We start from the raw sequence: 16337 nt of genomic DNA on the forward strand, positions 1-16337 counted from the left end.
AAAAGGAGTAGAGAATATATGAAAAAAGCAGGAAGCCGAATTTTGATCATTACTTTTGGAATTATGGCGGCTATAGCAATTTTATATCCATGGAAGTTTGTTCCGGAATATGGAATACTCCAGATGACGGAATCAGGGGAAAAAGCTGGAAAAACAGCGGAAAGCCAGGAGTCCGATGAGGAATATATGCAGGTGGCAGATCGTGCAGTCGAAGCATTATTTACAGGAGATACCGATACGCTTCTGAGCCTGTTGCCGGAGCGGTATTTTGGCCAATATGGGGAAACGTTACAGTGGATCATAGAAAATGCAGTGGAAGAGGAACTTCAGAAACTGCAAGATGAAGTTGGGGATATACAAATTACCCATTGGCCAGTCAGATCAGAAAAACAGTCCGAAGGCAACATGGAAAAAATAAAAAGTCATTATGGAGAAGAAGGAGATACGGTCACCGATGCAAGAAATGTGTTTGTGGAAGTGAGTGCATCCGGCATAGAACCGGAAGAAATGGAGATAGCGGTTGTTGAAATTGACGGAAAATGGTATCTCGACTTTGAGGGTTGGGACGATGGATCGGAAGAAAACTATGACGACGAAGAAGAAGAAGATGATGATGATACATGGTCGGATGATGAAGACGATATAAGTTCAAATGCGGAGACGTCTCATACATTGGAAAATATGAAATTTTCTGATGCAAGAGAATTTCAGGATGGACTTGCCTTTGTAAGAATTCACGGAAAGGGGGAATCTTACAAAGGCTTTCTGGATAAAAAGGGAAAGTTAAAGTTTTATATACCTTTTGATGAAGATGCAATTGATGCAGATATTTATCGGTACGATGTGAATTTTAATAATGGTTATAACTGGTTCGTCTATGACAATATTTTTTATGTGATTGACACGGATGGAATGATAAAAAGCCAGTATGATGCAGACAAAGTGGCAGATTACGGCGGTGGTTATACCTGGCTGGAGGAGGAAGAAAATGTATCCTGGGATGATGCCGGGTTTTGGAAATATACACTGTATAGTCCGGAAGGGGGTGAAGTGTGTGATTATACAGTCAGCAATCAGGACCTGGAAAATCTGAGCTTTAAAAGATCCTACATGGGTGATGGAAAATTTCTGTATAAAAAAATGGACGGTACGAAAGAAGTCTGTGTTCTGGTTGAGCCGGAACTGGGAAAAGAAACAGAGTTAAACGTTTCGTTTGACAAAGCAGAAGAACATGGAATGCGGGACGGACTTATCATAGAAACGGGCGCAATGGACGATGGATATTGGGCAGGGGATGAAAATCCGTTTCATATTACAGTGATCGGGAATGGAGAAGAAAAAGAAATTGAAATCCCGAGTCAGTATCTTGGCCCGTTTGGCGGATATCCGACTCTGCTCGACTGGACAAAAAAATATGCACTTTTTACGGTAAGACAGGACGACCAGGACATTTATTTTTTGTGTGATCTGGAGACAGGCGATATCAAAAAATATACAGGAAAGTATGCGCCGTATTTTAAATATTATTCCACTACAACAAGCTGCATCGAGGATAATGTTCTTGCACTTTCCATGTATGGGGAAGATAATCAGTTTTATGTCTGCCTGATCAATGCGGATACCATGAAAGAAATTGCCGATCCGATTGCCGGAGAATCTTTTTCCATGGAAGATAAGACATTACTGATCGATCAGAAAGAATTGTATGATTTAAGCGGGAATCTGTTATATACCGTTGAGGATGGAAAAAAAGGAGAACTGGTCAGTGATGGAATCCTGCAGGTAACATACAGCGAGGAAGAAAAAGAGACTGTGGATGGTGAGTCGGAATATGTCGAGGTAGATAAGACAGATTATTACGATCTGAAAGGCAAAAAGTTATTTTCGGAAATGGATACAGCAGATAGCAAAATGGTGCTGGAACCATCCGAAGAAGTATAAAAATAGAGCAGAACAGGAGAATTTTCAGATGAAAACAAAAGCAAAATACGTCATTGTAATTCTGTTTTTATGTACGATACCACTATATTTCTGCAGAATGATCGGCTGGAAAGATGATGCCATCCGGCTTTACGATGTGATTCTCTATGGAATGGAAAGCCAGGAAGGAGACTCTTTTGTCGGAGGGATGATCTGGAAACTGATGCAGGAAAGTGTCTTTGAAAATATCAACGCATGGTTGATTGGAACAGCGGCAGTAACGCTTGTGGGATCAGTTCTGGTTACGCTGTTAAATGGAAAAAAGACCTATGTTCTGGCAATTGTATTATCCATCGTGACAAACGGAGGTCTTGCGTGGTCAATGCAACGACTCAGCTGGGGATGGAAAAACAAGGTTGATTATAACGGCCAGATGACAGGAATGCCGCTTCGCATGGAATTTGTGTGGGTGTGGATAGCACTTCATGTTCTGATTCTTATATTTGCACTGTGGGGAATGGTTTCTAAAGAGAAAAGTGCTTCAAAGAAAAGTATTTCAAGAAAAATTGAGCCGGAAAAAATCAAATCAAAAAAAACGGAATCGAAAAAAATCAAGCCGGAAGAAACCGTATCAAAGAACCCGGCAGCTTCGAAGATGCGGTCAGCGTGTCCCTCCTGCGGAAGAATTCCGAAAGAAGGAGAAAAGTTTTGTACGCGCTGCGGATCAAAACTGCAATAAGAGGAGCAGAAAATGAAAAAGGAAATCAAATGTCCCAGGTGCAGACGCAGGATTCAGAAAGAAGATGCCTATTGCCAGTACTGTGGCTGCCATGTGGCGGAAGAAAAAAAGAAGAAGAGAAAAAAGAAAATTCGAAGATTTCTGGTACTTGTCATTGTGATTGTGCTGTTTTTAGGTATCCTGCTTGCCATTGCAGTTGGATCACAGAAGAAGCAAATACAGGGATGGAAAGAAAGACAACTGGAAGAATGGAAACAAAAACAGGAAAAAGTGCAGGCAGATGAAGGTGACCAAAGCCAAAAACAGAACAAGAATCAGAATGGAGAACAGTCGCAGGATAGTCAGGATGTGAAAGAGCCAGGCACAATGAAAAAATGTGCCAATGGGGATACGGTTTATCAGCCGTCGGTAAGTACCGTTTCTTATGATGAAGATACCGGCCTGTTGTACTACGAAAATCTGCTGATTGTTTATCTGATAGAAAACAGCAGCCAGGAAGAGCGGGAAGCACTTGCAGCAAAGGTAGATGGAACGCTGGTTGGAAATATGAGCGGAAGCATGAACGTGATTGAAATCCTGGTGGAGGACACCGCGTATGCGGATCTGGAACAGAAGGCTGAAATTCTGATGGAAGAAGAAAATGTGCTCTACAGTTCGACGGAAATTCCGATGATGATGGAAAATACTGCAGATGAGAATCCATGGGAGGCAGGAGAACAGGATAAAAAGAATAATGACCATAATGAAAGCAAACCAGATGGAAATGACTGGTGGGCAGAGGCAATTGGAGCATTTTCTGCATGGGACTATGTTGATTCCCACGAGCAGGATCTTGCCAATGTGGCGGTCGGCATTATGGATGATGGAGTTGATGCGGAACACGAAGAATTTCAGAAAAACGGCGAAAGTAAAATTCACTGGCTGGAAGATTACAAAGAAAATCTGGCATTTGACCATGGCACACATGTGACGGGATTGATCGGTGCGGAAAATAATCAGGCCGGAATCCGTGGTGTGGCAGATCGGACGGATTTGTATTTTGTGAGCTGGTGGAAAGAAGATCTCTTCAGTACAGGAGAATATGTAAATGTAACAAAACAGATGATTGAAACGATGCTAAGTGAACATACGGCCTGCGTGGTGAATAATTCATGGGCAACTGTGATACAATCCAGAGAGCAGTATTTAAAAGATACGCTAATCGGGGAAAGACCGGTATGGGAAGAAAAAATAGCGGAGTTTCTCATAGAAAAAGGGAAGATTGATCAGAAATATGAGTTGTACGAAAGTTATCAAAAGGAATTAGAAACGAGCGCAAAATGCACTTCCAGTCAGATGATAGTGATGCTTTTTGAATTGCTTTTAAATCAACAGGAAAGATTTTTAATTGTCCAGAGTGCAGGCAATGGGTATGATAACGGTGGTGTGGGATTTGATGTTCAAAAGACAGGAGATTATTGCGGAATTAATGAGGAGGTTTATAACAGACTGGATGGAGAAACGCATAGATTAAGCAGAAGCGGATACTCCTATGAGAAAATTCGAAATCATATCCTGATTGTAGGTGCAGTGCAGGAAACAGAAAAGGGATATCAAATGACAGAATTTTCAAATTATGGTTCCAATATAGATATTGTTGCACCTGGATATGATGTTTACAGCACGATTACAGAAAAAGATGATTCCTATACCGAAGAAAATCCAGGCCATGAAAATCTTAGAACAGTGAAAAACGGGATTAAATATGGAAATCTGCCTGGAACATCCATGGCGGCCCCACTGGTTTCCGGTTCTGCGGCTGTTCTGTGGTCTGTGGCTCCGGAACTTTCGGCGGAGGAGGTAAAAGAGACACTGATCTCCACAGCCGGAACCGCAAGATCAACCTGTCAGGAGGACAAGCGGGAAGAGTATCCGATGCTGAATCTGAAAGCTGCCCTGGAAAAGGTGGCAAAAAAAGATGCAACACATGTAATACTGGAAACCTTTTATAATAACGGAGAAAAAACGCATGACCTGTTTGCTTCAGAAGAAAATAGGGATCAGGAGTATGCTGTGATTACCGGATTGGATCAGGATGAAAATGTAGTATGGACCATTGAGACAGAAAAATCTCCGGCAGCGGAGATAACAGCCAATACAGAAATTGGAATTTATGAAGACAGGTATTATTATGCGCATTGTGGAGTTATTTATGCCGTACGCCTCCGGGACGGAAAAGAAATCTGGCACAGTGCATCATCACATGGTTCCATGACAGGAACGGATTTCGGACCGGACGGAACACTTTATTACTGCTCTTTCTATGGACCGGATTTTGGCGCAATTGATAAAGACGGAAATGAATTGTATGAAGTAGAAAGTTTCTATCCGGGATACTATTGGGCATATGAAGTACATTACGAAGGTGATCATGTTGATGTGAAAATGGACGGTACACCGTCCGGAGAAGAAACGGTGATCCGTGTCAATCTTTCTGACTATTCTTATTCTGTGGTACAGGAGTAGAAAACATGATTCCAGGCATAAACCCAAGGATAGACTGAAACATGAGTCTAGGCATAAGCACGGGATAGGACAAAACATAAGATAAAGTATAATGGGATGCCGCAGTTCGGGAAAAAATCCGGATTGCGGCATTTTTTTGCTGTCATGCACACGAACAAAAGATCCAAGGGGAGCTTTTTAGTGAAAAAAGAGTGAATTTGCACACAGGAAGTCCGAAATTTGATATAATATGAGAAATTTGAGGGAGATAAAAATTTTTTAACCGAATCATCGCTAACTACAGATATCCATTCGATGAACAGGAAAGGGACAGGGGACTTTATTTATGAAATTTCGACCATGTATTGATATCCACAATGGAAAAGTAAAACAGATTGTTGGGGGATCCTTAAAAGATCAGGGAAACCAGGCAAATGAAAATTTTGTTTCGGAGCAGGATGCGTCTTACTATGCGCAGTTATATGAAGAAAAAGGGATCACCGGAGGTCATGTGATTCTTCTGAACAAAAAAGATTCCGAATATTATCCGGAAACAAAGCGGCAGGCGCTGCTGGCACTTTCTACGTATCCGGGCGGACTGCAGGTTGGCGGCGGTATCGACGCGGAAAATGCCTGCGAATTTCTGACGGCCGGTGCAAGCCATGTGATCGTGACATCGTATGTGTTCCGGGATGGCCATGTATTCTATGAAAATCTCGAAAAACTGGTAACGACTGTTGGAAAACAGCGGCTGACCATGGACTTAAGCTGCCGGAAACGAAACGGGAAATATTATATTGTAACGGACCGCTGGCAAAAGTTTACAGAGGAAGAAGTAACGGAACCGCTCCTGCATCATCTGACGGAATACTGTGATGAATTTCTGATCCACGCGGTAGATGTCGAAGGAAAAGCATCCGGTATCGAGACAGAACTGGTGGAATTACTTGCGAAAATGAAAGATTTCCCTGTTACATATGCCGGCGGCGTCGGAAACTTTGCGGATCTGGAACTGCTGAAAAAGGTTGGGAACGATCATGTGGATGTGACGATCGGAAGCGCACTGGATCTGTTTGGCGGAAACATGAAATTTGAAGACGTACTGGCAGTATGCCGCCGGTAAGCGGAAACGGACGTTCACCCGCGCCATTCGCAAAACCGCGCTTTCAGCGCTCTCCGCTGCTGCGCAGCTCCTTTTTGCTCATAACCAGGCGCTCCCTTTGTATCTTATTCTCGACAGATTTTCATGCGAGCATGAAATCTGTCAAAAATAAGATACAAGTGAACTGTAACAGAAAAAACTCTAAAATATTCATGAATTTTCTAAATACTATTGCAAATAGAGACAACTATTGCTATAATTAGAGTTACTTACAGGGGAAGTGAAAAACCTGTAAAATTTGAGAGCAAAGGGGTTGGGCATAATGAAAATTACCATCAGCGGAAAAAATATTGACGTGACAGAGGGATTAAAAGCCGCGGTCAATGAAAAACTTGGCAAACTGGAGAAATATTTTACGCCTGACACAAATGTCATTGTAACCTTAAGTGTAGAAAAAGAAAGACAGAAAATTGAGGTTACCATTCCGGTAAAAGGAAATATCATCCGTTCCGAGCAGGTAAGCAACGATATGTACGTATCCATCGATCTGGTAGAGGAAGTCATCGAACGCCAGCTTCGCAAATACAAAAACAAAATTGCCGACAAACAGCAGGAAGCAGGAAACTTCCAGAAAGAATATCTGGAGCATGACTATCTGGAGGACGAAGACATCCAGATCATCCGTACGAAAAAATTCGGCATGAAACCAATGTATCCGGAAGATGCCTGCGTACAGATGGAACTTCTTGGACACACCTTCTTCGTATTCCGCAATGCAGAGACCGACGAAGTAAACGTCGTTTACAAGAGAAAGAACAACACCTACGGTCTGATCGAGCCGGAGTGCTGAAAAGTAAATAAAGAATGAACAGTCACCCTGTTTCCAGCTTAGAAAAGCTGTGAAACAGGGTGACTTTTTCGCGGAAAGGGCCGGAAAGTCCGGGAAAAGCCGTAAAAACAGCGGAAAACCGGGGAACGGCACCAAATGTTTACGAAAAATTCATTGTTATCTTGTGCCAGAAGTGGTAGAATAGTACCATATGTTAATATGGCAATTAATAGAGAAAGCAGGAGCAAACATTCTATGAAATTCACAGAAAAACTTTTTGGTACGCACAGTGAGCGCGAGTTGAAACGAATCTATCCAATCGTAGACAAAATCGAAGCTCTCCGCCCGACCATGCAGGCGCTGACCGATGAAGAGCTGCGTGCCAAGACAAAGGAATATAAAGACCGCTACAACGGAGGCGAATCCCTGGATTCCATTCTCCCGGAAGCATTCGCAACCGTCCGCGAGGCAGCAAAACGTTCCCTCGGTATGGAGCACCATCGCGTACAGCTGATCGGTGGTATTATCCTTCATCAGGGCCGTATCGCCGAGATGAAAACCGGTGAAGGAAAAACCCTTGTTTCCACCCTTCCGGCTTACCTGAACGCACTGACCGGACGCGGTGTCCACATCGTTACCGTCAACGATTACCTGGCAAACCGAGATGCTGAGTGGATGGGCAAAGTCCACAGATTCCTCGGTTTGACCGTCGGTGTCGTTCTGAACGATATGAAGAACGATGAGCGCCGCCAGCAGTATGCATGCGACATCACCTACATCACCAACAACGAACTTGGTTTCGATTACCTGCGTGACAACATGGTGATCTACAAAGAGCAGCTCGTACAGAGAGAGCTTGCTTACTGTATCATCGACGAGGTCGACTCCGTCCTGATCGACGAGGCAAGAACACCTCTGATTATTTCCGGACAGAGCAGCAAATCCACCAAGCTGTACGAGACCGCAGATATTCTGGCACACCAGATGCAGCGCGGCGAGGCAAGCGGCGAGATGACCAAGATGACCGCGATCATGGGCGAGGAGATCGAGGAGACCGGAGACTTCATCGTCAACGAGAAGGACAAATTCGTTACCCTGACCGATGACGGTGTGAAGAAAGTCGAGAACTTCTTCCATATCGAGAACCTCTCCGATCCGGAGAACCTGGAGATCCAGCACAACGTGATCCTGGCGCTGCGTGCCAATTATCTGATGCACCGCGACAAGGACTACGTAGTCAAAGACGACGAGGTTCTGATCGTCGATGAGTTCACCGGCCGTATCATGCCGGGCCGCCGTTATTCCGATGGTCTGCATCAGGCAATCGAGGCAAAAGAGCACGTAAAAGTAAGAAGAGAGAGTAAGACTCTGGCAACGATCACGTTCCAGAACTTCTTTAACAAATACGAGAAAAAAGCCGGCATGACCGGTACTGCTCTCACCGAGGAGCAGGAGTTCCGTGACATCTACGGCATGGACGTTATCGAGATCCCGACCAACCGCCCGGTCATCCGTGTGGATATGGACGATGCCGTATACATGACGAAAAAAGAGAAATTCCACGCAGTCGTAGAGGAAGTCAAAGAGGCACATGCCGTGAACCAGCCGGTTCTGGTTGGTACCATCACCATTGAGACTTCTGAGCTGATCAGCAAAATGCTTCGCCGCGAGGGAATTCCGCATCAGGTCTTAAATGCGAAGTTCCATGAGCTCGAGGCAGAAATCGTAGCCCATGCCGGCGAGGCAGGAGCCGTTACCATCGCGACCAACATGGCCGGCCGTGGTACCGATATCAAGCTGGATGATGTGGCAAAAGCTGCCGGCGGCTTAAAGATCATCGGCACCGAGCGTCATGAGTCCCGCCGTATCGACAATCAGCTCCGCGGTCGTTCCGGCCGTCAGGGAGACCCGGGTGAGTCCCGTTTCTACATTTCCCTGGAAGACGATCTGATGAGACTCTTCGGTTCCGAAAAACTGATGGGCATTTTCAAATCCCTCGGTGTACCGGAAAATGAGCAGATCGAGCACAAGATGCTTTCTTCCGCCATCGAAAAAGCGCAGAAGAAGATCGAGGGCAACAACTACGGAATCCGTAAAAACCTGCTCGACTATGACCAGGTCAACAACGAGCAGCGTGAGATCATCTACAAAGAGAGACGCCGCGTTCTGGACGGCGAGAGCATGAGAGACACCATCTTCAAGATGATTGCCGACACCATCGACAATACTGTGGATCTCTGCATCGGCGAGAACACCGAGCAGTCCGAGTGGGATCTGACCGAGTTAAATGAGATGCTGCTCTCCGTCATGCCGGTGAAGGCAGTGACAAAAGAGCGCGTAGAGAAGATTTCCAAAAACGAGCTGAAACAGCAGTTAAAAGAGGAAGCTGTTAAACTCTACGAGGAGAAAGAAGCAGAATTCCCGGAGGAGGAGCAGATTCGTGAGCTTGAGCGTGTCGTTCTTCTGAAGGTTATCGACCAGAAGTGGATGGATCATATCGATGATATGGATCAGCTCCGCGAGGGTATCGGCCTGCAGGCATACGGCCAGAGAGACCCGAAGGTTGAGTACAAGATGGCAGCTTACGACATGTTTAACGAAATGCTCGAGTCCATCCAGCAGGATACCGTCCGTCTCCTGTTCCATGTACGTGTTGAGCAGAAAGTAGAACGTGAGCAGGTAGCCAAAGTGACCGGAACCAACAAAGACGAGTCCGGCCCGAGAAAACCGGTACAGCGCGCAGAGCGTAAGATCTATCCAAACGATCCATGCCCGTGCGGAAGCGGCAAGAAGTACAAACAGTGCTGCGGAAGAAAACCGGTTTGATAAAAGCAGAACAGCAGTGAGACGGATGAGCACGATCCGTTTGACAAAGCACGCAGCTTCCCTACCAGAAGCTGCGTGTCATACAAAATATAAAACAGAAAGCAGGTGAAGCTTGTGGTAGTTGAATTAGACCAGTTCAAAATGGAACTTGGCACATACGATAAACCATTAGTGGAAGTGAGGGATTCACTTTGACCTCGCTAACAAAGAGCAGAGGATCGAAGAATTAGAGCGTAAAATGGAGGAACCCAATTTCTGGGACAACCCCGAAGAAGCGCAGGAGCAGATGAAACAGCTGAGCAGCATGAAAGAGGACAGAGATACGTATCAGAAACTGGTATCCGCCAAAGAAGATATGGAAACTCTGATCGAGATGGGACAGGAGGAGGATGACGATTCCGTTGTTCCGGAAATCGCGGAAATGATGGAAGAGTTCAAGGCATCCTTCGATGCCATCCGCATCAAAACCCTGCTGTCCGGCGAATTTGACAAGGACAATGCGATCATCAAACTGAACGCAGGTGCAGGCGGAACCGAGGCGTGCGACTGGTGCGGCATGCTGTACCGTATGTACACCAGATGGGCAGAACGCAAAGGCTTTACGATCGAGGAACTCGACTTTCTGGACGGTGATGAGGCCGGTGTGAAGTCCGTGACATTCCAGGTCAACGGCGAAAACGCTTACGGTTATCTGAAATCCGAAAAAGGCGTTCACCGTCTCGTCCGTATTTCTCCGTTCAACGCGGCAGGAAAACGCCAGACATCGTTCGTATCGTGCGATGTTATGCCGGATATCGACAAAGAGATCGATGTTGAGGTTCGTGATGAGGATATCCGTATCGATACGTACCGTTCCAGCGGTGCCGGCGGACAGCACATCAACAAGACGTCATCGGCGATCCGAATCACGCATATGCCGACCGGCATCGTGGTTACGTGCCAGAATGAGCGTTCCCAGTTCCAGAACAAGGACAAGGCAATGCAGATGCTGAAAGCAAAATTGTATATGCTGAAACTCCAGGAGCAGGCAGATAAGCTGAGCGACATCCGCGGCGAAGTAACCGAGATCGGCTGGGGCAACCAGATCCGTTCTTACGTTATGCAGCCATACACCATGGTCAAAGACCACCGTACCAACGCAGAGACCGGAAACGTCGATGCAGTCATGGACGGCGGAATTGATCTGTTTATCAACGCATATCTGAAGTGGATTGCCCTCGGAACCGGAGCGAAAGAGGAAGAAGCATAATTCGGCTGTGGGCAGAGCACAGTGACAAGTAAAATAAGGAGCATTTTCACCAACAGAGGACGGAAATGCTCCTTTCTGTTTTGAAGCCAAAGGCAAACAGGAGGTAAAAGTATGGGTATTATCAGAGCAGCAGTCAATGCAGTACACGGCAGTCTCGCCGATCAGTGGCTGGAGACCGTGGAACCGTATGAGATGGGGGAACATACGGTATTTACAGAGGGGATTCTGGTAAGAAAAGGCCAGAATAAAAAGGGAAGCCAGACGATTTCAAACGGTTCTGTGATCCATGTCTATGACAATCAGTTCATGATGCTGGTAGACGGCGGAAAGATCATTGATTACACCGCAGAGCCGGGCTACTTTACCGTAGACCAGTCATCGTCTCCGTCGATGTTCAGCGGATCGCTTGACGCGGCAGTAAAAGATACGTTTGAGCGCCTGAAATTCGGCGGCCAGACTCCGCATGAGCAGAGAGTTTTCTATATTAATCTGCAGGAAATCAAGGGAATCAAATTCGGAACGAGAAATCCGGTCAACTATTTCGACCAGTTCTACAATGCCGAGCTGTTCCTTCGGGCACACGGTTCCTATTCCATCCGCATCGTCGATCCGCTCCGCTTCTACGCAGAGGCTGTGCCGAGAAACGCATCCCGCGTGGAGATCGAGGATATCAACGAGCAGTATATGAACGAATTTTTAGAGGGCCTGCAGTCCTCGATCAATCAGATGGCAGCCGACGGCATCCGCATTTCGTTCGCAGCATCCAAGAGCGCCGAGCTGTCCCGCTACATGGCAGATGCGATGGATGAGAGCTGGCGGGCAATGCGCGGCATGGAGATCCAGTCCGTGGCAATCGCAAGCCTTTCCTACGATGAAGCTTCCCAGAAACTGATCCAGATGCGCAACGAAGGTGCGATGATGTCTGATCCATCGATCCGTGAGGGCTATGTACAGGGAGCGATGGCACGCAGTATGGAGAAAGCAGCAGCCAACCCAAACGGAGCCATGAACGGCTTTATGGGTGTTCAGATGGGCATGAATGCCTTCGGTTCCTCGTTTGCATCGGCGTCCGCTTCGAATCAGCAGCAGATGCAGCAGCAGGCGGCAGCCAAGGCACAGCAGGAAGCTGCAAAAGGCGTATGGAAATGCTCCTGCGGAACGGAAAACACCGGCAATTTCTGCTCAAACTGCGGAAGTGCAAAGCCGATGGTGTGGATCTGCGGCAAGTGCGGAACGGAGAACAGCGGGAAGTTTTGTTCGAACTGCGGCAGCCCGAAACCGGAAGCGGCAGGAAAATGGGTCTGCGCATGCGGGACCGAGAATACCGGCAAGTTCTGCTCGAACTGCGGAAAACCAAGACAGTAAAAGAAAACAGATAACCATCCAATACAACAGCGGCTCCGGGGAAGGAGGGATAGAATATGGAGGTTATTACATACAAATGCCCGAACTGCGGAGGCGATCTGACCTTCGATCCGGCAAGCGGAAAGTATAAATGCGAGTACTGCCTGTCCTCGTTTACACAGGAAGAAGCCGAAAAGGCGAACCCGAAAGCAGCGGAAGCGCTGAACGGGGAGGACGATGCTGCCGGTGCACAGGAAGCATCCGATGCACAGAAGGAAAGCAGTACGGAGGAAACAAAGGGGGAAACAGAGCAGGGCGAAGCAGTTGTCTACACCTGCCCGAACTGCGGCGCCGAGATTGTGACCGATGCGACGACGGCAGCGACATACTGTTTCTACTGTCACAACCCGGTGGTGCTTTCCGGCCGGCTCTCGGGAGAATATATGCCGGATTTCGTGCTGCCGTTTAAGATCAGCAAGGAGCAGGCAATCGAGAAATTTTTGTCATTTGCGCGGAAGAAACGCTTTATTCCGAAGGACTTTTTCGAGAAAAACCAGGTACAGAAGATGACGGGTGTCTATTTCCCGTACTGGATTTACGGCGGAGACTTTGAGACGGATTACATGGCACGCGGCCGGAAGGTGAGAGTCTGGCAGACCGGTGATGTGGAGTACAAAGAGACCAGCATCTACGATGTCCGCCGGGAGGGCGAGGTCCGCGTGGACGGTCTGTCGCGCAATGCACTGAACAAGGCCGACCGCGATCTGATCGAATGCGTGCAGCCCTATCGTCTGGAGGAGATGCAGCCGTTTTCCATGGGCTATCTTTCCGGATTTCAGGCGGAAAAACGTGATATCGAACAGGCGCAGATCGCACCGGAACTGAAAAAAGAACTGGAGACGATGGCGCGCGGCGCAATGCGGAACGAGGCAAACGAGTATATTTCCCTCGAACAGGAGAAAATGAAGCTTTCTCCAAAGCGGGAGGACTGGCGTTACGTACTGTTTCCGGTCTGGACACTGACGTATCCGGGAAAAGACGGAAAGGTTTATTACTACGCGATGAACGGCCAGACCGGCACGATCAACGGTGATTTTCCGTTTGAGCGGAAAAAAGCGCTGCTGACGTCGGTTGTGAGTGCACTTTTCGTACTGATCTTTATGCTGGTGGGAGGGTATTTCTCATGAGAAGAATGAAAAAAGCGAGACAATATCTGCTCGGCATTTTTGCAGCCCTTCTGCTGTGCGGGATTTTTTCTGTGAATACCGTAAAAGCGGACACCCAGTATGTCTACGACAACGCATCGCTTCTTTCGGATGAGGAGGAGCAGGATCTCGAGCGTTCCTGTGCGGAGTTTGAGAGTAATACGGACATTCATATGGTGATCCTGACCGAGTACAGCAGCGGCTCCGAGGACTGCCAGGCGATTGCGGATGATTTCTATGATAAAAAGTATCCGAAGGAGCCGAACGGCGTCTGCTTCCTCATTGACATGGGACAGCGCCAGATTGTGATTTCAACGTCGGGCATTATGCAGTATTATATGTCGGACGCGGAAATCGATGACATTCTGCAGGCAGCGCAGAGCTATGCAAAAGAGGGCGACTATGCGGGGACGTTTGCAAAAATGATTACGATAACGCAGGAGTGCTTCGACCGCGGTGTTTCCGAGGCGGACTACCTGATTACAGAAGACGGCTCGATCATTCATTACCGTAAAATCAACAGTACCGAGGCAATGATTGCTGTCCTTTTAGCTGCTGTGACAGGATTTTGTGTTTATTTTGGAATCTGGAAGAGTTACAGACGAAAGAAAAACCGCGGTGCAAAGGGCTATGCGGATCTGAAACGCGTAAAAATCAGAGACCGCAGGGATGCACTGATTGACCGCCATGTGTCGATGCACAAGATCCCGAGGGACGACGGAAACCACGGAGGAGGCGGTTCCGGCGGCGGAGGAGGCGGTGGCGGCGGAAGCCACGTTCACACATCCGCCAGCGGAAACAGCCACGGCGGCGGAAGTATCGGATTCTAAAAAGTCCTTGCGCATTGTGCCGGAATATGGTACGATCTTTCCTGTGAAAACAAATGTATTTCCTGGAAAGAACATAGAAACAGAGGATTGCCATGAGAGAAGAGAAAACAAAGTATTATGTAATCAAAGAAAAGGCGGTTCCGGAGGTCCTTTTGAAGGTCATCGAGGCCAAACGGTTGATGGATATGCAGGAGCTTACCGTGCAGCAGGCAACGGAAAAAGCGGGAATCAGCAGAAGCTCTTTCTATAAATACAAAGATGATATTCTTCCTTTTCATGACAATGCAAAAGGAAAAACGATTACGTTTATTCTGCAGATGGACGATGAGCCGGGACTGCTTTCCGATGTGCTGAAGATTATCGCCGAGTTTCACGGAAACATTCTGACCATTCATCAGACGATTCCGTTAAACGGCGTGGCGTCGCTGACGATCAGTGTGGATATCGCGGAAGACCGGGGAGACGCCTCGGAGATGATCAACGAGATTGAGTCCAGACAGGGAGTTCATTATTTTAAAATCTTAGGACAGGAGTCCTGAAAAAGAAAAAGCAAGAGAGGGACAAAAGAGATGATTCAGATTGCAGTATTAGGATATGGCACCGTTGGTTCCGGCGTGGTAGAAGTCATCAACACGAACCATGACAGCATCAACAAGAGAGCAGAGAACGAGATTAATATCAAATACGTTCTGGATTTAAGAGATTTCCCGGGAGATCCAGTGGAAAAAGTGCTGGTACATGATTACGAAGTGATCGCAAACGATCCGGAGGTTGATATTGTTGTCGAGGTCATGGGCGGCGTTGAGCCGGCTTACACCTTCACAAAACGTGCGCTGGAGGCTGGAAAGAGCGTCTGCACATCCAACAAAGAACTGGTGGCAAGACACGGTACCGAGCTTCTTGCAATTGCAAAAGAGCACGGCGCAAACTATCTGTTTGAGGCAAGCTGCGGCGGCGGTATCCCGATCATCCGTCCGTTAAACTCCTCCCTGACTGCAGATGAGATCGATGAAGTAACTGGTATCTTAAATGGTACCACGAACTATATCTTAAGCAAAATGGCAAGCGACGGTTCCGATTTCGCGGATGTATTAAAAGAGGCACAGCGCCTCGGCTACGCAGAGCGCAACCCGGAAGCAGATGTAGAAGGCTACGATGCGTGCCGTAAAATTGCGATTCTTTCTTCTCTTGCTTATGGAAAAGAAGTCAATTACGAAGAGGTTTACACCGAGGGAATCACAAAGATCACCGCAGAGGATATCAAATATGCGACCTCGATGGGAACCGCAATCAAACTGCTCGCAACAAGCCGCAAGGTGGGTGATCAGTATTACGCTATGGTAAGCCCGGTGATGATTGACGCGAAAAACCCGCTGTACAGCGTAAACGGTGTCTTCAACGCCATCTTCATCCACGGAAATGTACTGGGTGATGCCATGTTCTACGGAAGCGGAGCAGGAAAACTCCCGACCGCAAGTGCCGTTGTTGCCGATGTTGTAGACTGCGCAAAGAACAAAGGCAGAAACATCATGATGAGCTGGAGCGAGGAGAAACTGAACCTGCTGCAGATCGATGATGTGAAGAGCCGCTTCTTCGTCCGCGTATCCGGCCACGCCGCAGAGCGCCAGAGTGAGATTGAGGAGCTGTTCGGAAAAGTAGAAATCGTAGCAGTTCCAAGTCTGTCCGAGGAGTTCGCATTCATCACAGGCGAAATCACAGAGCAGGAGTACAGAGAAAAAGCAGAGAAACTCGACGGAATCCAGAGCAGAATCCGCGCGAGAATTTAAGATCTCGAAATAGACATAACTA

12 protein-coding genes are annotated in these 16337 nt (G+C 47.3%); all 12 read left to right on the top strand.

Annotated features, from left to right (window positions below):
• Positions 1–18 precede the first annotated feature (18 nt).
• The 12 genes from DW915_RS06110 (at position 19) to DW915_RS06165 (ending at position 16315) form a co-directional block, all read left to right on the top strand.
• Positions 19–1941, top strand: a complete 1923-nt coding sequence (locus tag DW915_RS06110; RefSeq protein WP_118741781.1) for a hypothetical protein — start codon at positions 19–21, stop codon at positions 1939–1941.
• Between the two features lie 28 nt (positions 1942–1969).
• Positions 1970–2659 carry a zinc ribbon domain-containing protein gene (locus DW915_RS06115; RefSeq protein ID WP_055228299.1) on the top strand — a complete coding sequence of 230 codons (690 nt, stop codon included), beginning with the start codon at positions 1970–1972 and terminating at the stop codon, positions 2657–2659.
• A gap of 12 nt (positions 2660–2671) precedes the next feature.
• The gene (locus DW915_RS06120) at positions 2672–5164 is read left to right on the top strand and encodes a S8 family serine peptidase (protein ID WP_055228300.1); all 2493 of its coding nucleotides are present in this window, start codon (positions 2672–2674) and stop codon (positions 5162–5164) included.
• A gap of 325 nt (positions 5165–5489) precedes the next feature.
• The gene (hisA, locus tag DW915_RS06125) at positions 5490–6266 is read left to right on the top strand and encodes a phosphoribosylformimino-5-aminoimidazole carboxamide ribotide isomerase (RefSeq protein WP_055228301.1); all 777 of its coding nucleotides are present in this window, start codon (positions 5490–5492) and stop codon (positions 6264–6266) included.
• 301 nt (positions 6267–6567) lie between these two features.
• Positions 6568–7095 carry a ribosome hibernation-promoting factor, HPF/YfiA family gene (gene hpf / locus DW915_RS06130; protein WP_055218411.1) on the top strand — a complete coding sequence of 176 codons (528 nt, stop codon included), beginning with the start codon at positions 6568–6570 and terminating at the stop codon, positions 7093–7095.
• Between the two features lie 234 nt (positions 7096–7329).
• On the top strand, positions 7330–9900 hold the full coding sequence (gene secA, locus DW915_RS06135) for a preprotein translocase subunit SecA (RefSeq protein WP_118741782.1): 2571 nt from the start codon (positions 7330–7332) through the stop codon (positions 9898–9900).
• Between the two features lie 141 nt (positions 9901–10041).
• Positions 10042–11149 (top strand): peptide chain release factor 2 gene (prfB, locus tag DW915_RS06140; RefSeq protein ID WP_117509617.1). Its coding sequence is split into 2 segments (ribosomal slippage): positions 10042–10092 and positions 10094–11149, totalling 1107 coding nucleotides; the frame shifts between segments, so codons are not numbered across the junction.
• Positions 11150–11260: 111 nt separating this feature from the next.
• Positions 11261–12514 (top strand): SPFH domain-containing protein, encoded by a 1254-nt coding sequence (locus tag DW915_RS06145; protein ID WP_055228302.1) that lies wholly within the window; start codon positions 11261–11263, stop codon positions 12512–12514.
• A gap of 56 nt (positions 12515–12570) precedes the next feature.
• A complete protein-coding gene (locus DW915_RS06150) occupies positions 12571–13680 on the top strand; it encodes a TFIIB-type zinc ribbon-containing protein (RefSeq protein WP_118741783.1) in 1110 nt (369 codons plus the stop codon).
• Positions 13677–14528: a TPM domain-containing protein gene (locus DW915_RS06155; RefSeq protein ID WP_055228304.1), complete on the top strand. Its 852-nt coding sequence runs from the start codon at positions 13677–13679 to the stop codon at positions 14526–14528. Before DW915_RS06150 ends, DW915_RS06155 begins: the two co-directional genes overlap by 4 nt.
• A gap of 92 nt (positions 14529–14620) precedes the next feature.
• The gene (locus tag DW915_RS06160) at positions 14621–15067 is read left to right on the top strand and encodes an ACT domain-containing protein (protein WP_022461318.1); all 447 of its coding nucleotides are present in this window, start codon (positions 14621–14623) and stop codon (positions 15065–15067) included.
• Positions 15068–15097: 30 nt separating this feature from the next.
• Positions 15098–16315 (top strand): homoserine dehydrogenase, encoded by a 1218-nt coding sequence (locus DW915_RS06165; RefSeq protein WP_055228305.1) that lies wholly within the window; start codon positions 15098–15100, stop codon positions 16313–16315.
• Positions 16316–16337: the final 22 nt, after the last annotated feature.

This window comes from Blautia sp. AM42-2 (assembly GCF_003480245.1).
Lineage (GTDB): Bacteria > Bacillota > Clostridia > Lachnospirales > Lachnospiraceae > Fusicatenibacter > Fusicatenibacter saccharivorans.